The following is a 19,676-nucleotide window of genomic DNA, read 5'->3' on the forward strand; positions in this document are numbered from 1 at the left end:
CGATCAGGCCTTCGCCGTGGCAGCGTGGGCTGGCCGCGCCGGCGCGGCCGGGTTCATCACCCCGGGGCGGCCGTCGAGCGTATCCAGCAGGGCACTGGCTTCCTGTTCCATTTCCACCACATAGCCGTGGATCCGGCCCTTGAAATAGCGATGGAACATGAGCGCCGGGATGGCCACGATCATGCCGGTGGCGGTGCACACCAGCGCCTTGCCGATGCCGCCGGCCAGCTGGTTCACGTCGCCCACGCCATGGTCGAGGATGCCCAGGAACATCTGGATCATGCCGATCACGGTGCCCAGCAGGCCCAGCAGCGGGCCGGCCGAGGCGATGGTGCCCAGCGCGTTGAGGAAGCGCTCCATGCGGTGCACCAGGTGGCGCCCGGTGTCCTCGATCCGCTCACGGATCTGGTCGCGCGGGCGGTTGCGCGCTTCCAGCGCAGCGGCCAGCAGCGTGCCCAGCGGCGAGTTGGCGCGCAGGGTCTGCAGGTGCGCCGGGTCAAGCTTGCCGCGTGCGGCCCAGTTGCGCACTTCCTGGCCAAGCCCGGGCGGCAGCACTTCAGTCCGCCGCAGGGACCAGAAACGCTCCAGGATGATCGCCAAAGCCAGTACGCCCAACAGCAGCAGCGGCACCATTGGCCAGCCACCGGCCTTGACCAGTTCCCACACGTTTCAACCCTCCGGCCCAACGGCCGCTTGTTCGTTCGGCGATAGGATAGCAGCCGACCGCGCCCGCCCAGCGGCATCCCACCACCGGGATGCGTGGATACGCTGTTCACGCAGCTGCAGCCCTTGTGCACCAAGCCATACGCGGATCGCGCCGGAGTCGGCCGTGGCCAGCACTTCCGCCCCCTGCGCCTGCCAGCGTTGGACCACGTCCTGGCGTGGATGGCCGAAACGGTTGCGGTGGCCGGCCGAAACCACCGCCAACCGTGGCGCCACGGCGGCCACCCACGGCGCGCTGGAGCTGCCACCGCTGCCATGATGCGGCACCAGCACCACATCCGCCTTCAGCGCGGCCGGAGACGACTGCAGCAGCGTCCGCTCGGCCGGTCGGCCGATGTCACCCGGCAGCAGGACCACGCCGTGGTGGCTGGCGATGCGCAGCACGCAGCTGTCTTCGTTCTCAGCCTCACGGCTGCCCGTCGCCGGGTGCAGGACCTGGAAATCTACCCCGTCCCACTGCCAGCGCAGCCCCTGCTGGCAGGGCGTCGCGCCGGCGATGGTGCTGCCCGGTGGCGCCAGCAGCTGCAGTCCGGACAGCTGCCGTCGCAGGCTGGACAGGCTGCCGGTGTGATCAAGATGGTCATGGCTGAGCATCACCTGCCGGGGCGGCGTCTGGCCGAGCGCGCGCAGGGCCGGGACCAGAATGCGCTCGTTGCCCTCGCCGCCGGTCGGAGGCCCTACGTCGTACCAGAGTGCGTGCCGCGCTGTACGCACCAGCACCGCTGTGCCCTGCCCCACATCGTGCACCAGCAGCTCCAGTTCCCCCTCGGCCGGTGCATGCCGCGCCGGCCACAACAGCGGCAGGCACAGCAGCAGGCCCGCCAGGCCACCGCCGGCGCCGCGTGGCAGCAGCCACCAGAACACCCCCGCCAATGCCGCCGGTACGGCCCAGCGCGGCGCCTCGGCCAACCACCACATGGCCTGCGGGTGCAGCGCCAGTGGCTGCAGCGCCTGCCAGCTCAGCTCGAACAGCCAGGCCGCAGCACGCCAGGACCAGCGGCCGGCTCCCTCGTGCAGCGCATGCAGCCCCGTACCCAGCAACGACAACGGCACCACCAGCAACGTCCACCACGGAATGATCGGCAGGTTGACCAGCGGCCCCAACCGCGCGGTGCCGCCGAACAGGGCCACGCACAGCGGCAACAGGCCGAGGCTGGCCACGCCCTGGGCGGCCAGGAAGCCACGCAGGCCCCCACCGGCGCCCTCCGGCCCGGTTCGCGGCAGGCACCACAGCAGCCACAGCACCCCGCCAAAGCTGAGCCAGAAGCCGGCCGACAACACCGACAGCGGCGCCGGCAGCAGCATCACCATCGCGGCCAGGGCCAACCCCTGCCCCGCACCCACCGGGCGACGTCCGGCACGGGCCAGTGCCACCAGCCCGATCATCAGCGCCGCGCGCACCGTTGGCAGCGCGCCGCCGGCGGCCACGGCATAGGCGGCTGCGGCCAGCGCTGCACCCCATGCCGCCGCCTGTGGCCGTGGCCAGCAACGTCCCAGCACCGGGCACAGCCACCACGACAAGCGGCACAGCAGTACCCCGAAGCCCGCCACCACGCCCACGTGAAAACCGGAAATGGCGACCAGATGGGTCAGGCCCAGCGCGCGCAGGTGCTCCCAGTCGGCATCGGACAGCCCGCGGGTATCGCCCAGCGCCAAGGCCTGCACGAACCGCGCGGCAGGATGTGCCACCTGCGTAGCGATGGCGTCACTGCTGCGCTCGCGCCAGGCTGGCAGGCCCTGCGCAGGCGCGCGCTCACGCGCAGCCCCCAGGTCGCGTACCGTGCCATTGCCGGAGATGCCGCGCAGCAAGGCATGGCGTTCGCCGTCGAAGCCGCCGGGATTGATCCGCGAACGTGGCGCACGCACGCGCAGCGGCAACTGCCAATGCGATCCCGCACGAACCGCATGCCGCCCACCCTCGGCCTCGTGCGCTGACGACCCGCGCCACGGATCGTTCCAGGTGACCTGCAGGCGCTTGTCGCGCAGCGCTGGCAGCGCATCGGCCTCATCCACGTGCAACACGAAACGGGTGTAGCCGGGCCCCCGCTGCGGAAGATCGGCGACCCGTCCGCTCACCCGCACATCCTGCGGCGGCGCGCCGGGTGGCAGCTGGCCGTGCAGCGCCCAATGCCCGTGCAATGTTGCCCATGCCAGGCCGAGCACGATTGCAGCCCAGGGGCGGCCGCGCCAGCGCAGCAGCCAGCCCGCGCCGCCGGCAACCGCCATCGGCGCGCTCAGCCACAGCGGCAGCAGCGCCGGCATCTGCACGCAGGCCAGCGCGCCCAGCACCAGGCCGGCAGCGCAGCCGGGGCCGAACAGGGCCGGCGCGGAACGTTCGGAAGCCATTCCATCAGCCTGCCGCCAGGCGCTACAGGCTGCCTATCGGGGTTTCCCCCGCGCGGCTGTCAGCGCCGGACGGTGCCGCGATGGAAGTTGACCCGGAAGCTGGCACCACCGCCGGTGGCCTCGCCGACACTGACCGAGCCGCCGTGATGCTGCACGATTTCCTTCACCAGATGCAGGCCGAGGCCACTGCCGCTGCCCGCCGCGCGCAGGCGACGGAACGGCTCGAAGATCGCTTCACGGTCACTCACCGGAATACCGGCGCCCTGATCGCTGACTTCCAGAAGGCCACGTGCATCCAGGCGCACGCAGATGGTGCCGCGCCCGCCGCCGTGGACGATGGCGTTGTGCACCAGGTTGGCGATCACCCGCCCCAGCGCCAGGCTGTCGCCATGGATCCACACGGGCGACTCCGGCGCATCCACCTCGAAGCCATAGCCGGCGCCGACCACCAGTGGCGCCAGATCGGCGGCCGCTTCACGCACCAGCAGCGCCAGATCCAGCCGCTGCAGTGCGCCGACATTGCGATCGAGCCGCTGCAGGTCAAGCAGGTGCTCGGCGACGTTGCCGAGCCGCGCCACGTCGGTCAGCAGCTGCGATTTCAGCTCACCCTGCGGCAGCTGCGACAAGCGCGCCTGTACCACTGCAATCGGCACCCGCAGCTCGTGCGCGGCATCGGCGAGGAACTTGTCACGTGCTGCATAGCCCTGCTGCACCTTGTCGATCGCGTCGTTGAAAGCTTCCACCAGCGGCGCGACCTCGGTCGACACCAGCTGCGCATCCAGCCGCGCACCCGGCTGGCCGATATCCAGCTCCTTGGCCTGCTGTGCGGACCGACGCACGCCGCGCATCGCACGGTGGATCACGGTCGGCATCACCAGCAGCGTGATCACGATCAGCGGCAGGAAGAACCACAGGCCGATCAGGCGCAGCACCATCAGTGCGCCGTCCAGCAGCCCGCCCTTCGGTGCCCCGCCCACCATCACCGTGATGCGCCGCCCATCCTCGTTGCGGATCATCACCCGCGCAACGTCCAGATAGGGCGGCACCAGTGAACCCAGTTCGGTGGCGCCCACCGTCGGCAAGCGTGCCAGCAACGGGGCGTGGACCGCAGGAATCGTGCCGCGCTCCAGCCACGTGCCCCTGTCATCAACCGCCGCGAACCAGAGGTTGCCCCCCGCCCCGGCATTGAGCCTGTCCCAGCGCGCCTGGTCCAGTACCAGCCGGCCGCCTTCGCTGTGCACGGCTTTGGCTACCGCCTCGGCCGTGAACATGTCCATTCCCCAAGTGTCCTTGTCGCCCCAGGTCAGGATCAACGCGACCACCGCGAACAACACAGTGAAGGCCTGCGCCAGGAACAACCGCCAGGCCAGGCCGAGCGTGATGGAGCGGATCGGTCGGGTCATCTCACGCCTCCGCCAGCAGATAGCCGACGCCGCGGATCACATGGATCTCCACACCGGCCCCGGCCTGCTGCAGCGCCTTGCGCAGCTTGGAAATGTGCGCGTCGAGTGCATTGGACTGGATCTCGTCATCAAACCCGTACACCGCCGCTTCCAGCGCGCTGCGTGTGACCGTGCGCCCCTGGCGCATCGCCAGCGCCTGCAGCACCAGCACCTGGCGCCGGGGCAGTGCCAGCGGCTGGCCTCCCACCTGCGCCTGCAACGATTCGAAGTCGAATTCCAGCCGCCCCAGGTGCAGGCGCGGCGTCACCATCGCCGAGGGCCGCCGTGAGACTGCACGGATCCGCGCCATCAGTTCCTCGATCGCCACTGGCTTCACCAGGTAGTCATCGGCCCCCACATCCAGGCCCTCGACCTTGTCTGACAACGTGCCCTTGGCGGTCAGCATGATGACCGCCAGGTTAGGCCGCAGTGCACGCGCGGTGGCGACGAACGCCGCGCCATCGCCATCGGGCAGCTGGCGGTCGAGCAACATCAACTGGTGTACCGGTTCGCGCAGCGCGATCGTAGCTTCGGCTAGGCTTCCGACCACGTCGGCGACCACGCCCTGCCGCTCCAGGCCCGATTGCAGGGCTCGGGACAGATCGGGATCGTCTTCGACCAGGAGGATGCGCATCAGGGGGTTCGGCTACCGGAAACGCTGCCGATCATAGTGCCTTGCGCCGGGTTTGGGCGCCTTCGCGTGCCGATTGCCGACGCGCAATGTTCTGACAATGTTGCGCCCGCACCATGCACAGCCATCCTCCGCAAAGTGGCTGATCGATGCCGTTGCTGCCCCCGACCCTGCTGCGCCTGTTGCTGTTCTCCGCTGCCATCAGCTTTCCGTTGGCCGCCAACCAGCGGTTCGCGATGCAGTAAAGGACAGCCCGATGGCGCGGCGTGGGACACAGACGTCGGCCTTCGTTTCCCTGATGCGCTCGTTCTGAGCGAGCGCCCGTTACAGACAAGGACACCCCTCATGGCCTGCGTCTCCGCCCCCCTCGAAGCCCATGCGATCCTGTGTGCTCCCGACCTGGACAGCGCAGAACGTGCGTATCTGGGCCTTATGCCCGATCTGGAGCATGTGGATGCGCTGGCCCGCCGCGCACTCGGGCTTTCGCGCGTCGCCGATGCGGCACGCACCTACGCGCTGTCGATGACCCTGGTCGGGCTGCGCCTGCAGGAACTTGAGATGAGCGAAGCGACCGCAAAGGAGCACCGCCAGGCTACGCTGCACAGCCTGCGGCAGGTCTTCAACGCCTGAGCGCAGGGGCACGATGGCTCAGCGGAAGGTGGCCCAGGCCAGCACCGCAGCCAGCAGGGCTACCCAGACCACGGCCTTGAAGGTGCCTTCCAGCATGTTGCCGCCGAACAGCAGCTCGACGAATGGATTGGTCCGGGGAGCCGGAACATGCTCGCTCATCTGAGACGGGTCCTGAGAGTGGTAGGGACGCGCACGCCACGGCGACGCGCGGAACGTCTGCTTAACAACTCGCGCCGCAGTTCGGGTATGTTCCGGACAACGCTGCGTTCAAGGATGATCAATGCTCAAGCGCGCCCTGGTCCCTGTTGCTGCCCTGCTGCTGTCGGCGTTGATCATCGCGCTGGGATGGCAGAACCGCCAGTTGCGGCAGATCAACGAGCAGATGGCCGCCCAGCTGCAGGCCATGCAGCATGAGGCGCATGGCCTGGCGCTGGGCACGCGTGCCGATACGTTGGCATTGAAAACCACCCAGCGCACCCGGGTGATGATCGGCGGCGAACGCAGCACTGCCCAGATCCTGTACTTCTTTTCCACCGCCTGCCGCTATTGCCTGGCCTCGATGCCGCAGCTGCAGCAGATTGCTGGCGGACGTGGCACCAGCGAGCTGGTCGGCGTGGGCCTTCCTCCCTACGATGAACTGGCCGACTACGCCGGCAAGCACGATCTGCGCTTCCCGATTGCCATCGACAGCGACGGCGATGCCGCCAGACGCTACCGCGCCACGGTCACACCGATGCTGGTGGTGCTGGCTGCAGATGGCAGCGTGGCCTACAAACACGTCGGCCAGCTCGATGAGCAGGTCGTGCAGGCCGCCATGAAGTCGCTGGCGCCTCGCCTTGCATTGCACTGAGGCGCCACGCGCCCGATCCGCGCGCCCGCCCTCGCCACCAGATTCGCGCCACAACCGGCACTCCGGTGCCTTCGGCAACTGCAACACCAACGCCAACCAAGGAGATACACATGATCGGAAAGAAGGTCCTTTCGTCCGTCGCCGGTATCGTCGTTGTCGCCGCGCTGTCGTTCGGCGCGTCCCAGGCCTTTGCGAAGCCAACCAAGGCTGGCTTCGCGCCGGGCTGCACCTACACGCCGGGCTGCGTTTTCGGCGGCAACGGGACAATCGGTGGTACCCGCATCTGCTGCCAGCCGAACTGACCTGTGCAAGGCCGTCCCGCAAACGGCCTACACCGTGCATTTCCACACCTGAAGGAGCCACGCATGATCGGTAAGAAGAAGCTGTTCTCGTCTGTCGCCGGTATCGTCGTTGTCGCGGCCATGGCCTTCGGCACCAGCCAGGCCTTTGCCGTTGCGCCCAAGACCGGCTATGCGCCCGGTTGCGAGCCGCATCCGAGCTGCCCGTTCGGCAACTCCGGCAAGCCTGGCCAGGTGCTGTGCTGTGATCCGCTGTAATCGAAGCCGAGCTGCGGGTCGCCAGCGCTGACCCAGCGCAGCGGTGTTGATCGGCGCCCACCCGCATTGGGCATCGCGCCGGGCCGTCTCTTGGGGCGGCCCGGCACTTCCGGCCCCGGATTCATCCTTCCCCGGGCGCCTTGGCGCGCGCTTTACCGGCTTTCGTCGCATACCGGTTTCACACCGCAGGGGGCAGTGCCACGCTGGACTCCCTTCTCCGGAGCACCGTGCCATGCCGATGCTTGCCCTGCTGCTGTTGTGCGCTGGCCTGTTCGGCCGCGATACCGACGCCGGGGATGCTTCCCTGCGCAGCCAGATCCTGCAGGCCGAGGCTGGGCAGGCAGGAGCATCTCCAATGCCGGATGAGAAAGCAGACCCGGCCACCCTTCAGCTTTACCGGCTGCGCCAGGATCGCGTGCTGCGCGTCGGCAACCAGCCCCTGCGGGCGGACACCCCGCAGCAGCGCACCGGCTCGGCACGCGTTGCGCAGGTCTGGGAACGCGTGGACGGGCATTGGCGGCTGCAGCGCATGATCAGCATCGACGAATGGGTGGCCCAACGCTGACCGCTGGCTGCAGCCCACTGGCGCAAACGAAAAAAGCCGGCCCGGGGCCGGCTTTCATTCTGATCCACCGTTGCACCGGCAGTGCCGGGAGCCAGGTGGTGGGCGGTACAGGGTTCGAACCTGTGACCCCTACCATGTCAAGGTAGTGCTCTACCGCTGAGCTAACCGCCCATCTTGTTCTTGCCGCCCGAAAGCTGGCCTTGCTACGTAAAAACCCGGCGCCAAGGCCGGGCTTTGCATTTCACGACAGCCCTCTTCCGAGGACTTCGTGGTGGGCGGTACAGGGTTCGAACCTGTGACCCCTACCATGTCAAGGTAGTGCTCTACCGCTGAGCTAACCGCCCGTTTTTGCTTCTGAACGTTCGCGATTGCGTCGGTGCAGGCCGCGTATATTACGTATGCCCGCCGTGAAGTGCAATACTTTCGTGAAGAAGATGCTGCACTGCCGCGTTCAGCCCAGACTCGCCTCCTTCAGCTGCCTGATCTGGTCGCGCACGCGGGCCGCGTCCTCGAATTCGAGGTCCTTCGCATGCTGGTACATCTGCTGTTCCAGCGCCTTGAGACGGGACGCCAGCTGGGCCGGGCTGAGCGAGCCATAGTTGCCCCCGTCCTCGGCCACGCCAGGCCTGCCCTTGCCCTTGCTCTTCTTCGCTTCCTTCTCTGCCGCATCCGAACGCGCGCCTTCCAGCACGTCGACGATCGGGCGCGCCACCGAGCGCGGCACGATGCCATGTTGCTCGTTGTACTCGACCTGTTTGGCACGACGGCGGTCGGTCTCATCGATCGCGGCCTGCATCGAACGGGTGATCTTGTCCGCATACAGGATCGCCTTGCCACGCACGTTGCGCGCGGCACGGCCGATGGTCTGGATCAGCGAACCGGTGGAACGCAGGAAGCCCTCCTTGTCGGCATCAAGGATCGCCACCAGCGATACCTCGGGCATGTCCAGGCCTTCGCGCAGCAGGTTGATGCCGACCAGCACGTCGAACTTGCCCAGCCGCAGGTCGCGGATGATCTCCACGCGCTCGACCGTGTCCACGTCCGAGTGCAGGTAGCGCACGCGGATACCATGTTCGGTGAGGTATTCCGTGAGATTCTCGGCCATGCGCTTGGTCAGCGTGGTGACCAGCACGCGGTCGCCCGCCTTGATGCGCGCGTTGGCCTCGCTCATCAGGTCGTCGACCTGGGTACCGACCGGGCGGATCTCCACCACCGGGTCGATCAGGCCGGTCGGGCGCACCACCAGTTCGGTGATCTCGTCACCGGCTTCACGCAGTTCATAGGGCCCGGGCGTGGCCGACACGTAGATGCTGCGCGGGCAGCGCTCCTCCCACTCCTCGAAGCGCAGCGGGCGGTTGTCCAGCGCCGACGGCAGGCGGAAACCGAATTCGACCAGGGTCTCCTTGCGCGAGCGGTCGCCCTTGAACATGGCGCCGATCTGCGGAATGGTCACGTGCGATTCGTCGATCACCAGCAGTGCATCCGGCGGCAGGTAATCGAACAGGGTCGGTGGCGGCTCGCCGGCATTCTTGCCGGTCAGATGCCGGGAGTAGTTCTCGATGCCGTTGCAGTAGCCAACCTCGGCCATCATTTCCAGGTCAAACTGGGTGCGCTGGGCCAGGCGCTGCGCCTCCACCAGCTTGTTCTGCGCGTACAGCTGCTCCAGCCGCTCCTTCAGCTCCACCTTGATCGTCTCGATCGCTGCCAGCACGCGCTCGCGCGTGGTCGCGTAGTGTGTCTTCGGATAAACAGTGAAACGCTGCATGTTGCGCAGCGTCTCGCCGGTCAGCGGGTCGAACAGTGTGATCTTCTCGACCTCGCCATCGAAAAGTTCCAGGCGCAGCGCCTCGCTGTCCGACTCGGCCGGGAACACGTCGATCACTTCGCCACGCACGCGGAACGTACCGCGCTGCAGCTCGTACTCGTTGCGCGTGTACTGCAGCTGGGTGAGGTGATTGATCAGGTCGCGCTGGTCGATGCGCTCGCCCTTGGACAGGATCAGGCGCAGCGAAAGGTAGTCTTCCGGCGCACCCAGGCCATAGATCGCGGACACCGTGGCCACCACGATCGCGTCCGGGCGCGACAGCAGGGTCTTGGTCGCGGCCAGCCGCATCTGCTCGATGTGTTCGTTGATCGAACTGTCCTTCTCGATGAAGGTGTCCGACGACGGCACGTAGGCTTCCGGCTGGTAGTAATCGTAGTAGCTGACGAAGTACTCCACCGCGTTGTGCGGGAAGAATGCCTTGAACTCACCGTACAGCTGCGCCGCCAGCGTCTTGTTCGGCGCCATGATCAGCGTCGGCTTCTGCACGTTCTGGATGACGTTGGCGATGGTGTAGGTCTTGCCCGAACCGGTGACGCCCAGCAGGGTCTGCTTGGCGATGCCCGCTTCGAAGTTGCTGGTCAGCTTTGCGATGGCATCAGGCTGGTCGCCTGCCGGCGAATACGGCGAGACGAGTTCAAAACGGTCGCTCATGGTGTTGCCAGTTCCCGGGAAGGGTGAGTATACGGCGCAAGCGGTGACGGCCAGCTGAGGGGTTTCCGGGCAGGCGGGCGCGGCAGTGCCTGATGGCGCCGGCGACGCTGGACGAGGGAGGCTGGACTCATGCGCCACTGCCCAATCCCCAGCCCTACGGCGCCGCGAGGCATGCACCTGGTCGAACTGATGGCGGTGGTGGCGGTGTTGGCCGTGCTGCTGGCCGCCGGATGGCCCACCCTGCATTCGATGCTGTTGCGGCAGCGTGCGGACGCCACCCGTATCAACCTGCAGTCCGGACTCGCTGCTGCGCGCTACCAGGCGATCATGCGCCGAAACTTGATCGGCATCTGCGCAAGTACCGATGGCCACCACTGCGGCGACGACTGGAGCCAGGGGTGGGTCATCTACAGGACAAGCGGCCGGCGCGCCCCCCCCTCTTCTGCCGACGCTATTCTGATGCACCAGGCAGGCTTTCCGAACATCAGGATCCGGGGAACCACCAGCAGTGGCCGGCCGCAGCTTTACTTCCAACCGGATGGCCGCAGCCCTGGAGCCAATCTGACGCTGCGCATCTGCGCGGACGGCCGTGAGCACTCCCGGATAATCGTCAGCAACAGCGGGCGCGTCCGATCAACACGGACCAGGACCGATCGACCCTGCTGATAACAAAAAAGGCCTGCGGATGACCGCAAGCCTTTGATGCGTATAACCTGGCGCCCGAAGTTGGACTCGAACCAACGACCCCCTGATTAACAGTCAAGTGCTCTAACCGGCTGAGCTATTCGGGCGGGGAGGCGCATTGTAATCACCTCGATCAGAGAGTGCAACACTCCTGCCCACGACGCCCGCCGGCGCGCTTTTCCACATCACCAGCATTCGGACAGCGTGCCCTTGGATGTCTTCACATTGGCCTGGTTGAGGGACAGGTCACCACACTTGTCTTCGGCCTGAGCATTGGCAGCCGTCGCCGTAAACGTAAACGTCGATTGCGCGGTTTCCATGGACAAGGTGTAGGCCGCAGTACCGCCCTCGCGTGGCGAGTTGATGGAATCAGCTCCGCCCGGGAAGGTGAAGCCCACATAGGTGTTGTTGATGGTGTGGTAGCGCTCGGCCAGCTGCGCATACTCCACCAGATCGGCCTTGGCCTGCGCACGCCGCGACTTTCGCACATGTTCGCTGTAGTTCGGGTACGCGATCGCAGCGAGGATCGCCACGACTGCCACCACGATCATCAGTTCAATGAGAGTGAATCCGCGGGCCAGGCGGCCAGGGGCGAACGTCGTGTGCATTGCAGCAACTCCATTGATCGACGAAGCACGGACACTACTCACTGGATCTGCCTCCACGACTGGCGACCACACGGGTAAGGCAAGTACATCGGTTTTGCACCTGCCACCGAAATCTGCATCAGGCAGGCCTCGCCCGGCGGCGTCGGTGGAGGAGTCCCTGGTTCACCCGGATCCGGCGGCGCAAGGCGAGGGACAACAGAGGTCGTGACATCCCTGACCGGTGCGTTGCCGCCCGTTTCCAGGGGTACACCGGCCGTACCTGCCCCCGGCGACGTGCCGTCCGGTGCACCGAAGCGCACCTGCGACATTGCCGCTTCGCCACTGCCGGCCTGCAGGCCAAACACCCAGTTCGCGCCATCCACCGAGCAGCCCTTGGCCTCGGACGGGATATAGGTGGGCATGAACACCACTCCGGAAACGATGCGCGGATTGCCGACCGCACGCTCCTTGTTGGACAGCGTTACGGTCCAGCCGCGGCTCAGCGCCGGAACAGTGCCCGGAAGCAGGGTGCGAACGCCATTCTCAAATTGCGCCGCGAACGGGCGCAGATTGGCCGACGTCAGCGTAGCACTGGGCTGCCCGGTTTCAACGTCATTGATGCCATACAGCGCCTGCACCGCAGCGTCGTTCTCATCGCCGTAGTACGAGAAGCTGCCGGTGCCGAAGATCAGCATCACGCCACCGGATGGGCCTGTGGTTACCGTCAAGCCGCCGGTGATGGGTTGGCGATAGGTTCGCTTGTCACTGCGATCGACATGGGTATCGGTGGTGAACAGCGGAACCGTCGGTGCCGCGTCGGCACGCAGGTCGAACTTCCAGACCGCTCCGCGCTTGTCAGCACCATAGACGGTATCAGCAAGACCATCGCGGACCCGTTCGTTCTGTCCAGCCCCACCCCAACGATCCACCACCACAATGTTGCCCAGCCCATTGCTGCCGGCAGGCAGATCCGTACCCGACTCGACCGCCTCGATCATGCGAATCGTCGGCGTATTGCCAGCCGCCATGTCGACCACGAACAACACGGCTTTTCCGCTCTCGCTTTCATAGCCATTGCCAAAGATCGCCCGGAAGCCCACCGAGCCGTCAGAGTTCTTCATCGGCACGATCACCGGCTTGCCCAGCACGTAGCCGATATTGCTCCTTACGTCCTCATCCAGCGAGGCGTTGAGATCACTGATCTCCCACAGCAGCGAGCCGGTGCCACCGAACTCGGCAGGATCGGACACATCCAGCGCGAACACGCTGCGCCCACCGGCACCCGCCGTGCCGACCAGCGAGGTCGTCCAGCTTCCGCCGCTGTAGGTATCACTGATCGTCACCGGGCCATCGACATAGTAGCGATGCTGGAAGCGCTGGACGTTCTGGTTGGTGGGATCGTTGGGCAGCAACAGATTGCCCATATGACCCAACGATGTGGATGGGATATAGGCAAACAGCTCCTTGCCACCATCGCTGTCCATCTCGCCATCCGCGCCCATGCCGCCATCAAAGGCGTGCAGCATCCCGTCGTTGGCAGCCGCGTAGACCATGTAGCGTCGGTCATTGCGCTTGGTGACCATATAGTCGGCATAACTGGTGCCCATCGCGCCTGGCAGGCGACGGAAGCCGTAGTCATCCAGCGGCGAACTCAGGGCCGGCGTAGAGGTGATGATGTCCCCAAGCACTGTGGTACGGTCGCGCAGCTTGCCGCCGCTGCGCTTTTCGTTGGTTGTGTCTCCACGCAGGTACGCAACGGCGGTAGCCGAATTAGTGGCGAGCCCTTCGAGTTCCGAGGCACTGCAGATCAGCATGCCCGGATACATCACACTGGACTTGTCGCACAGGTTGGCCAGGCTGACATTACTGCCGGTGAAATCAACCAGTTCACCGTTGCGCCAGAAGCGGATGCGGCGCGATGCGGCCGCTGGCATCTTCGCCGACGCTTCCCATGCCTCCTCCGAGACAATCCCGCGCGTAGATTCGTCCACTTTCAGCGAGTAGGCATGCAGCCTGCCGTACCAGTCGGTGCCGTTGTTGGTCGCCTCGTAGAACGGCTCCACCGACAGCGAGCCCACGCCGATACGAGCCCCCGTCAACGAACGCGAGCCGGACGGCGTGGCCCCCTGGGCAACATTGCTGATGATCCGGCGCATGGCAGCGGTGATTTCGCCCGGGCGCGTGGCGTTGACCATCTCGCCGCGGGTGTCATACACCGCGTTCCACAGCTCGTCGACCGCTTCCGGCTTGAGATCCTGCGTCGTGGTCGGGAAATTGGGCTTGACAACATACGGATCTGGGCTGAGCACCCAGGGCCTCTTCGGGTCCGGAAGGTACTTGACGCCGAACTCTTTGCCCTGAGTACCCAGCGTCACACCGTAGAAGTTCATGTGCAGTTTCTTGTTGCAGTCCAATGACGGGTCCGGACTGGAACTGCTGCACTCTGCAGGAACCGGCACAGAGCCGTTATCAAGGTCTTCGACTAGTGGGCCCTTGTAGTAGGGCGCCACCAGGTCCTTCATCAGAGTCTTGTTGCCGCTTTCATTGATATACCCATCAGTGAACAGCATGCCCGCATTCTTCTGGCAGGCCAATAGCACTGGCGCGCCGTCATCCGTGCGCTGGAACTGCTGGCCAAGGTAGTCTGCGGCAGAACGGTTAGGCGTGGAACCACTGGCTCGCATTCTGCTCATGATGTCGTAAAGCAACTTCGACTTTTCGGTCTCGTCGGTCATGTTGTGCATCTTGACCTGCTCACGATCATTGATTCGGAACCAGCCCACGCGCAGGTTCGTAGTGCCATGCAGCGCATTGGTGGCCGCACCGATCAACGCTTCGCGACGGGTCCGATACAGGCTGAACCAGTTGGCGAAGTTCTGCATCGCCTTGTTGTACTTGGCCTGGTCCTTGTTGAAGTTATCCAGCTTGATCTCATACCTGTAGAGCGTACCCGGACGCCCGCCAACGGGGTTGGTCACCGCCACCGGGGATGCGGTATAGCCGTAATCGGCCGGCAACGAGGCCGGGTTTTCCAGGTAGAACGTGGCTGGATAGAACACCATTGCGGCACTGCAGCTTCTGCTCAGCGTCACCTTCTGATTCAGCACAGCGAAGCCGTCCTTCACACTGCTGTTCCGGCTGGTAATATCGCTGCATCGATTGTTTTCAATCCTCGTATCTTTCGGCAGTTCCATACCGCTATAGAACTGAAAACGCCAGTTTGCGGCTTTTCCGCTCACAACAATGGACGTCATTGTCGAATTGGCAGCGAGATTAAGGATGCCGGTCTTCTTGCCGTCTGGCGTACCCGGTCGCGGATCCAGGGGCGCTGCGGCCGGATCAATCGGAACACTTGGGAAATTGGCAGCCGAACCCGTAAGCCCGGTTTTCCAGGAATCATAGGTCTCGCGAGGATCAAAGTAGGAGCCGTTGACATCCGGAGATCGCACAAAGCCATAGGCATCCAATGGCGGAACTGCCAGATTTGAATCTCGGCCGTAGCTGGGGAAAACATAGTGATACATGTTCCCGGAATCAACATAGCCGTACGCCACATTGCCACTGTAGAAGCTCGTCCCGCTCCAGCGATAGACACCGTCGCGGGTATTGTTCAGCACCTCCCACAGCATCGAGCCGGAATCATCCAGCGCCATCAGGAATGCCGGTGCCGTCTGCACCTGGATGTTCAGCGGCGCCTGCGCCAGCGTACCCTGGCCCTGGGCCGCCATCAGGGTATAGATGAAGTAGCCCCCACCCAGCGCCAGTGCGGCGCCACCTGCGGCCATGAAGCGGAATTTGCGCGAAGCCATGGCCTGCGTCCTCAGAGTTTGAATACGGTATCGATGACCACTGCGGACGAGCTGGCATCCGCATCGTCAGTGGCAAATCCGGTGATCTGGTAGATCGGTGTGATGTCTTCCAGTGGCCGCCCCATCTCCAGCGCCGATTCACCAATGACGCAACTGTCGATCTGCCTTACGTTGACGGCAGGGCGAGTATCGTCGCGGCGCTCCACGGCCCAATCGGCCGGGTCGAATCCGTCATCGCAGACCCGCGACACATCGCTGGCCTGTACCAGGCTCTCGTCGCCGACATCCTGGCGATTGGCGATCTGTTCCACCGTGCGCTCGGCTGCACGCACCACACCTTCTGAATTCTGGAACGCCCGGTTGGCGGCTCGGTAGTTGGCTGCCATCTTCTCCTGCATGCCCGCCACCTGCATGCCAGCGATACCCAGCAATGCCAGCAGGATGAGCATGATCAACGCGACATACAACACCGCACCGCGTTGCTGGCGGGGGGCGGTGACGGGTCTGAATGAACGCTGGAAATGGGGCATGATCAGTTTCCGAACAAGCGATTGCGCAGGGCAATCGACACTTCATAACTGGACCGGTAGCGACCGTCGGGCTTGTCACTGTTGGTGAACTCAACGCCGAGCACCGATAGCGCATTGGCCGATTGGGCCGAGGACGACGGCGATGGGCTGCGCGCCAGCAATCCAACCTGCACCTGCCCCACGCGCAACCACTGTGCAGCACCCTCGGCATTGGCATCCGTGCTGACCCCGCCGGCTGCGTCGAGCTGGGTGATGTTGCCGGCCGGCGGAGTGCTGATACTGATGTTGGCAGTGTTGTCCAGGCCGTACATCAGCTGCAGGCTTTCGATGCCTTCCACCAACTCTTCATTGATCGTGTATTCCCCATCGCTGTCGGCGCGCGCTCGCCGCAGGCCAGGCTGTTTCGTCTCCGGATTGATACCCACGTAATAGACCATCGACTCGGCGCGATAGAGCATCGTCTGCCCGGTTGGCTGGGCCACGTAGCGCGACAGGTCCAGCGAGGTCGCAGTCACCCGCGCAGCGCTCAACGTGCCTGGGAACACATCGGCATGCCCACAGTCAGCGATGCCGAACAGAGTGGGCGTGCTGATGCCATCGCTGGTCAGGCGCGCGACGTGGTCACTGTCCACGTCCAGGAGTGCATCGCCGCCATCGGAAGAGATCGCCGTGACCGGCACCCCCATGGGGGCGAAGAACCGGAGCAACAGCACATCGCTGCCGCCGGCCGGTGCCGGGCTCAATCCGGCGATCGCAGCCGGCAGGCCCTGGGGCGCCGACCAGTCCGCGCCCAGCGCCAGACTGCCACCGGGAGCCGTGTCGGGAGCGTCGAAGCCCTGGATGGAAACACTGAAATCCAACGGACTGCCATCGCCGGAGGTCGCACCGAGATGCGATACCGGGTCTCCCTGGTTCTTTACTACATGGGCCTGGTCGTTGACGCAGCCCATGTGCCCGGCCATCCGGATGTCCCGCTCCAGGAAGTCCAACGCGAATCGTGCATTTTCCTGGACGCGGGAGGCCCCCTCAGACAGGCGCGAAGCCGTCTGTGAGGCAATGAACACCTGGACCACGCCCAGCATCAACACCAAGCTGATCACCAGCGCAACCATCAGTTCGACCAGCGATAGACCAGCCATGGAGGTACGATGTTTCATGGTCATGCTCACAGTTCCGTCGCCAGCGCGAAGGTAGTGGCCTTGTCCGGATCATCCGGATCCCAGCGCTGGTCGCCCCAGGTGATCGCGACGTTCACCACGCCCCCCTTGTAGGTCACCTCGGCACCGGCATCGTCACCCAGCGCCTTCACAACCTGGCATTGCCAACGTTCAATTTTTGCAGCAATAGCGACGTCGCCGGTGTCGGCCGTGCACGCCTTCTCTGCGGTTTTGCTGCCTGCCTCAAACGACGCGGCGGTGTACCATGCCGCTTGATAGCGGTTGCTGCGCATCTGCTCGGTCAGGTCGTAGGCGAGATTGGTTGCCTGGGTACGATAGTTGGCGCTCTGTACGAAGCGGACGTTCATGGTCTGCAGCAGGGCGAATCCCAGCAGGCCGAATGCCAGAACGATAATTGCAACCAGCACTTCCAGCAGAGTGAAGCCGCCCGCTTGGCGTGCGCGGATGGAACGCGGGTTCATGAGCAGGTTTCCTTGCTGCTGCGGATCTGCCCAGAGGCATTTACCGTAAGAGTGCGTTTGTCCAGTGCGCCCTTGCTGCACACATCCGGCTCCAGCTGGATCGACTGATCGCTGGCGGCCCTGCGGCGCCCCCGCCCATCGAAGGCGATCTCTTCCGACGGCCCACTCAGCTGCAGCTTGGGGCTGCCGCTGACGAACCGCAGTACGGTTTCCTCGGAGGACATCGTGCCATCACCATCGGTGTCAGTGAAGGCCAGCATGCCGGCAGACCAGTTACCGTCACAGCTCGCGCCGTCGCTGCTGCCACACACGCCACCGCCGCGGTTGCTGCGAATTGCCTCGCTCCGCGCCAGGCTGAGCAGGCCCAGGACTTCATTGTTTGCCGACGCAACCCGATTGGAGCGGAGAGTGCCCTGGAAGCTCGGAAAGGCGATCGCGGCCACGATCGCCAGCACGGCAACCGTGACCATCAACTCAACCAGCGTGAAGCCGTTTTGCCGGCGCAAAGACATTGGACGCTCCCCAGCGTGTTGGTGGCCACGATGGGCCATCGCCCCGTCACCGGCAAGCGGCGGCAGGATGAACGGTCAATCCGGGGCGACGGGCGTCAAAGCCTTGACGACCCACCCTCCCCTACCCGTGCCGGCGCGATCCCCATCGCGCCGGCGCGGGTTCAGGCCAGCACCTGGTAGCAGGGCTGGTACTCGCCGGAGATCTTCATCCGGCGCTGTTCGACGAAAGCGCGCAGCAGCGCATCCAGCGCCTGCATCATGTCCGGGTCACCGTGGATCTGGAACGGCCCGAACTGCTCGATGCGGCGCATGCCGTCTTCCTTCACGTTGCCGGCGACGATGCCCGAGAACGCGCGGCGCAGGTCGGCCGCCAGCGCGTGCGGGGCACGCCCGTGGTGCAGGTCCAGCGCCGCCATCGCTTCGTGGGTGGGTACGAACGGCTGCTGGTACTCCCACGGAATCTCGATCGACCAGTTGAAGAAGAACGAGTCCTTCTGCGCCAGGCGGTGCTCGCGCACGCGCTTGATGCCGGTGGCCATCTTCTTCGCAACCGCCACCGGGTCGCCGATGATGATCTCGTAGCGCTCGGCAGCCGCATCGCCCAGGGTCAGGCGGATGAAGCGATCAATCTGCTCGAAGTACGGTGCCGCTACCGTCGGGCCGGTCAGGATCAGCGGGAACGGCAGGTCCTTGTTCTCCTCGCGCAGCAGGATGCCGAGCAGGTACAGGATCTCCTCGGCGGTACCGACGCCACCGGCGAACACGATGATGCCGTGGCCGATGCGGACGAAGGCCTCAAGGCGCTTCTCGATGTCCGGCATGATCACCAGGTGGTTGACGATCGGGTTCGGCGACTCGGCGGCGATGATGCCCGGCTCGGTCAGGCCGATGTAACGCGTCACGGTACGGCGCTGCTTGGCGTGGGCGATGGTGGCACCCTTCATCGGGCCCTTCATCGCACCCGGGCCACAGCCGGTGCAGATGTCCAGGCCGCGCAGGCCCAGTTCATAGCCCACCTGCTTGGTGTACAGGTATTCGTCGCGCGAGATCGAATGGCCGCCCCAGCACACCACCAGGTTCGGATCGCCCGGGTTGAGGATGCGCGCGTTGCGCAGCAGGCCGAACACCGCGTTGGTGATGCCCTCGGACGACTCCAGCTCGGCCGCGTAGGCCGGGCCCATTTCGATGGCCATGTAGGCCAGGTCGCGCACGACGGCGAACAGCAGTTCGGCGACACCGCGGATGATCTCGCCGTCGACGAAGGCCATCGCCGGTGCGTTGACCAGATCGATGCGCACGCCGCGATCCTGCTGCGCTACCTGGATGTCGAAATCAGGGTAGAGATCGCGCGCAGCGCGCGGATCGTCGGAGGCGCTGCCGCTGGTCAGCACGGCCAGCGCGCAGCGGCGCAGCAGCTCATGCATGCCGCCGGCGGAGGCATCGCGCAGGCGTGCCACCTCGGCCCGCGACAGCACATCCAGCCCACCGCGCGGGTAGATCCGGGCATCCTGCACCGGCAGTGCACGGGCCGATTTTTCGTTCGTGGTCATATCCAATTTTTCGCTTCCTTCAAGGTTTCCGACTGTACTGCCGCCCCCTTAAAAAGCAAAACGGCCGGGAAGCCCGACCGTTGGATGTGTGCCGCCCGCGTCCGCCATTCCGGGACCGCATCGGCGGCGTTGGCACCGCGCACAT

19 protein-coding genes and 3 tRNA genes are annotated in these 19,676 nt (G+C 65.2%); 6 read left to right on the forward strand and 16 right to left on the reverse strand.

The genetic code is table 11. The features are described from left to right. Positions 1–3: 3 nt before the first annotated feature. The 4 genes from AC5P7R_RS15550 to AC5P7R_RS15565 are packed head-to-tail and all read right to left on the reverse strand — an operon-like array spanning position 4 to position 5,145. The gene (locus AC5P7R_RS15550; protein ID WP_021203596.1) at positions 4–666 is read right to left on the reverse strand and encodes a MotA/TolQ/ExbB proton channel family protein; all 663 of its coding nucleotides are present in this window, start codon (positions 664–666) and stop codon (positions 4–6) included. 3 nt (positions 667–669) lie between these two features. Continuing rightward, positions 670–3,069: a DNA internalization-related competence protein ComEC/Rec2 gene (locus tag AC5P7R_RS15555; RefSeq protein ID WP_495214027.1), complete on the reverse strand. Its 2,400-nt coding sequence runs from the start codon at positions 3,067–3,069 to the stop codon at positions 670–672. A gap of 59 nt (positions 3,070–3,128) precedes the next feature. Further along, the gene (locus tag AC5P7R_RS15560) at positions 3,129–4,472 is read right to left on the reverse strand and encodes a sensor histidine kinase (protein WP_495214029.1); all 1,344 of its coding nucleotides are present in this window, start codon (positions 4,470–4,472) and stop codon (positions 3,129–3,131) included. Position 4,473: 1 nt separating this feature from the next. Further along, positions 4,474–5,145, reverse strand: a complete 672-nt coding sequence (locus tag AC5P7R_RS15565) for a response regulator transcription factor (protein WP_019659002.1) — start codon at positions 5,143–5,145, stop codon at positions 4,474–4,476. Between the two features lie 342 nt (positions 5,146–5,487). On the opposite strand from AC5P7R_RS15565, the gene AC5P7R_RS15570 reads away from it, so the two are divergent. Beyond that, positions 5,488–5,772 carry a hypothetical protein gene (locus tag AC5P7R_RS15570; protein WP_019659004.1) on the forward strand — a complete coding sequence of 95 codons (285 nt, stop codon included), beginning with the start codon at positions 5,488–5,490 and terminating at the stop codon, positions 5,770–5,772. Positions 5,773–5,790: 18 nt separating this feature from the next. Here AC5P7R_RS15570 and AC5P7R_RS15575 read toward each other — a convergent pair whose 3' ends face one another. Next, positions 5,791–5,931 carry a hypothetical protein gene (locus tag AC5P7R_RS15575; protein ID WP_021203593.1) on the reverse strand — a complete coding sequence of 47 codons (141 nt, stop codon included), beginning with the start codon at positions 5,929–5,931 and terminating at the stop codon, positions 5,791–5,793. Between the two features lie 121 nt (positions 5,932–6,052). Between AC5P7R_RS15575 and AC5P7R_RS15580 the strand changes: the two genes are divergently transcribed. From AC5P7R_RS15580 to AC5P7R_RS15595, 4 genes are all read left to right on the forward strand, one after another. Next, positions 6,053–6,622 carry a peroxiredoxin family protein gene (locus tag AC5P7R_RS15580; RefSeq protein WP_019659006.1) on the forward strand — a complete coding sequence of 190 codons (570 nt, stop codon included), beginning with the start codon at positions 6,053–6,055 and terminating at the stop codon, positions 6,620–6,622. Between the two features lie 110 nt (positions 6,623–6,732). Then, positions 6,733–6,924: a hypothetical protein gene (locus AC5P7R_RS15585; RefSeq protein WP_019659007.1), complete on the forward strand. Its 192-nt coding sequence runs from the start codon at positions 6,733–6,735 to the stop codon at positions 6,922–6,924. A 63-nt stretch (positions 6,925–6,987) separates the two neighbouring features. After that, positions 6,988–7,179: a hypothetical protein gene (locus AC5P7R_RS15590; RefSeq protein WP_019659008.1), complete on the forward strand. Its 192-nt coding sequence runs from the start codon at positions 6,988–6,990 to the stop codon at positions 7,177–7,179. A 232-nt stretch (positions 7,180–7,411) separates the two neighbouring features. Then, positions 7,412–7,744 carry a hypothetical protein gene (locus tag AC5P7R_RS15595; RefSeq protein ID WP_021203592.1) on the forward strand — a complete coding sequence of 111 codons (333 nt, stop codon included), beginning with the start codon at positions 7,412–7,414 and terminating at the stop codon, positions 7,742–7,744. Positions 7,745–7,840: 96 nt separating this feature from the next. Here AC5P7R_RS15595 and AC5P7R_RS15600 read toward each other — a convergent pair. The 3 genes from AC5P7R_RS15600 to uvrB form a co-directional block, all read right to left on the reverse strand. Beyond that, positions 7,841–7,915 (reverse strand) — tRNA-Val (locus AC5P7R_RS15600). Positions 7,916–8,013: 98 nt separating this feature from the next. After that, positions 8,014–8,088 (reverse strand) — tRNA-Val (locus tag AC5P7R_RS15605). Between the two features lie 107 nt (positions 8,089–8,195). Beyond that, entirely contained in the window at positions 8,196–10,220 is a 2,025-nt protein-coding gene (gene uvrB, locus AC5P7R_RS15610; RefSeq protein WP_207050038.1) for an excinuclease ABC subunit UvrB, read from the reverse strand. A 129-nt stretch (positions 10,221–10,349) separates the two neighbouring features. Between uvrB and AC5P7R_RS15615 the strand changes: the two genes are divergently transcribed. Next, positions 10,350–10,886, forward strand: a complete 537-nt coding sequence (locus AC5P7R_RS15615; protein ID WP_164144401.1) for a GspH/FimT family pseudopilin — start codon at positions 10,350–10,352, stop codon at positions 10,884–10,886. A gap of 48 nt (positions 10,887–10,934) precedes the next feature. Here the strand turns inward: AC5P7R_RS15615 and AC5P7R_RS15620 are convergent. From AC5P7R_RS15620 to ppnN, 8 genes are all read right to left on the reverse strand, one after another. After that, positions 10,935–11,011 (reverse strand) — tRNA-Asn (locus AC5P7R_RS15620). 78 nt (positions 11,012–11,089) lie between these two features. Continuing rightward, positions 11,090–11,512, reverse strand: coding sequence for a type IV pilin protein (locus AC5P7R_RS15625; protein WP_019659012.1), 423 nt, complete (start codon positions 11,510–11,512; stop codon positions 11,090–11,092). 38 nt (positions 11,513–11,550) lie between these two features. Continuing rightward, positions 11,551–15,300 carry a pilus assembly protein gene (locus AC5P7R_RS15630; protein ID WP_021203589.1) on the reverse strand — a complete coding sequence of 1,250 codons (3,750 nt, stop codon included), beginning with the start codon at positions 15,298–15,300 and terminating at the stop codon, positions 11,551–11,553. Positions 15,301–15,311: 11 nt separating this feature from the next. Next, a complete protein-coding gene (locus tag AC5P7R_RS15635) occupies positions 15,312–15,830 on the reverse strand; it encodes a PilX N-terminal domain-containing pilus assembly protein (protein WP_021203588.1) in 519 nt (172 codons plus the stop codon). 2 nt (positions 15,831–15,832) lie between these two features. After that, positions 15,833–16,993, reverse strand: coding sequence for a PilW family protein (locus AC5P7R_RS15640; RefSeq protein ID WP_495214030.1), 1,161 nt, complete (start codon positions 16,991–16,993; stop codon positions 15,833–15,835). Between the two features lie 2 nt (positions 16,994–16,995). Continuing rightward, on the reverse strand, positions 16,996–17,469 hold the full coding sequence (gene pilV, locus AC5P7R_RS15645; protein ID WP_021203586.1) for a type IV pilus modification protein PilV: 474 nt from the start codon (positions 17,467–17,469) through the stop codon (positions 16,996–16,998). After that, entirely contained in the window at positions 17,466–17,981 is a 516-nt protein-coding gene (locus tag AC5P7R_RS15650) for a GspH/FimT family pseudopilin (RefSeq protein ID WP_021203585.1), read from the reverse strand. The genes pilV and AC5P7R_RS15650 overlap by 4 nt, the downstream gene beginning before the upstream one ends. A 161-nt stretch (positions 17,982–18,142) precedes the next feature. Then, positions 18,143–19,531 carry a nucleotide 5'-monophosphate nucleosidase PpnN gene (gene ppnN, locus AC5P7R_RS15655; protein WP_019659018.1) on the reverse strand — a complete coding sequence of 463 codons (1,389 nt, stop codon included), beginning with the start codon at positions 19,529–19,531 and terminating at the stop codon, positions 18,143–18,145. Positions 19,532–19,676 lie beyond the last annotated feature (145 nt).

The sequence above is a fragment of the Stenotrophomonas sp. YJH_SMC_27 genome (assembly GCF_059369815.1).

What these genes read in the sequence shown, in the direction of transcription:
- AC5P7R_RS15635 (WP_021203588.1), bottom strand. Translation starts at nt 15,830, where the DNA reads ATGCCCCATTTCCAGCGTTCATTCAGACCCGTCACCGCCCCCCGCCAG.
- AC5P7R_RS15555 (WP_495214027.1), bottom strand. Translation starts at nt 3,069, where the DNA reads ATGGCTTCCGAACGTTCCGCGCCGGCCCTGTTCGGCCCCGGCTGCGCT.
- AC5P7R_RS15625 (WP_019659012.1), bottom strand. Translation starts at nt 11,512, where the DNA reads ATGCACACGACGTTCGCCCCTGGCCGCCTGGCCCGCGGATTCACTCTC.
- AC5P7R_RS15630 (WP_021203589.1), bottom strand. Translation starts at nt 15,300, where the DNA reads ATGGCTTCGCGCAAATTCCGCTTCATGGCCGCAGGTGGCGCCGCACTG.
- AC5P7R_RS15650 (WP_021203585.1), bottom strand. Translation starts at nt 17,981, where the DNA reads ATGTCTTTGCGCCGGCAAAACGGCTTCACGCTGGTTGAGTTGATGGTC.
- AC5P7R_RS15585 (WP_019659007.1), top strand. Translation starts at nt 6,733, where the DNA reads ATGATCGGAAAGAAGGTCCTTTCGTCCGTCGCCGGTATCGTCGTTGTC.
- AC5P7R_RS15615 (WP_164144401.1), top strand. Translation starts at nt 10,350, where the DNA reads ATGCGCCACTGCCCAATCCCCAGCCCTACGGCGCCGCGAGGCATGCAC.
- AC5P7R_RS15575 (WP_021203593.1), bottom strand. Translation starts at nt 5,931, where the DNA reads ATGAGCGAGCATGTTCCGGCTCCCCGGACCAATCCATTCGTCGAGCTG.
- pilV (WP_021203586.1), bottom strand. Translation starts at nt 17,469, where the DNA reads ATGAACCCGCGTTCCATCCGCGCACGCCAAGCGGGCGGCTTCACTCTG.
- ppnN (WP_019659018.1), bottom strand. Translation starts at nt 19,531, where the DNA reads ATGACCACGAACGAAAAATCGGCCCGTGCACTGCCGGTGCAGGATGCC.
- AC5P7R_RS15590 (WP_019659008.1), top strand. Translation starts at nt 6,988, where the DNA reads ATGATCGGTAAGAAGAAGCTGTTCTCGTCTGTCGCCGGTATCGTCGTT.
- AC5P7R_RS15640 (WP_495214030.1), bottom strand. Translation starts at nt 16,993, where the DNA reads ATGACCATGAAACATCGTACCTCCATGGCTGGTCTATCGCTGGTCGAA.
- AC5P7R_RS15595 (WP_021203592.1), top strand. Translation starts at nt 7,412, where the DNA reads ATGCCGATGCTTGCCCTGCTGCTGTTGTGCGCTGGCCTGTTCGGCCGC.
- AC5P7R_RS15565 (WP_019659002.1), bottom strand. Translation starts at nt 5,145, where the DNA reads ATGCGCATCCTCCTGGTCGAAGACGATCCCGATCTGTCCCGAGCCCTG.
- AC5P7R_RS15570 (WP_019659004.1), top strand. Translation starts at nt 5,488, where the DNA reads ATGGCCTGCGTCTCCGCCCCCCTCGAAGCCCATGCGATCCTGTGTGCT.
- AC5P7R_RS15560 (WP_495214029.1), bottom strand. Translation starts at nt 4,472, where the DNA reads ATGACCCGACCGATCCGCTCCATCACGCTCGGCCTGGCCTGGCGGTTG.
- uvrB (WP_207050038.1), bottom strand. Translation starts at nt 10,220, where the DNA reads ATGAGCGACCGTTTTGAACTCGTCTCGCCGTATTCGCCGGCAGGCGAC.
- AC5P7R_RS15580 (WP_019659006.1), top strand. Translation starts at nt 6,053, where the DNA reads ATGCTCAAGCGCGCCCTGGTCCCTGTTGCTGCCCTGCTGCTGTCGGCG.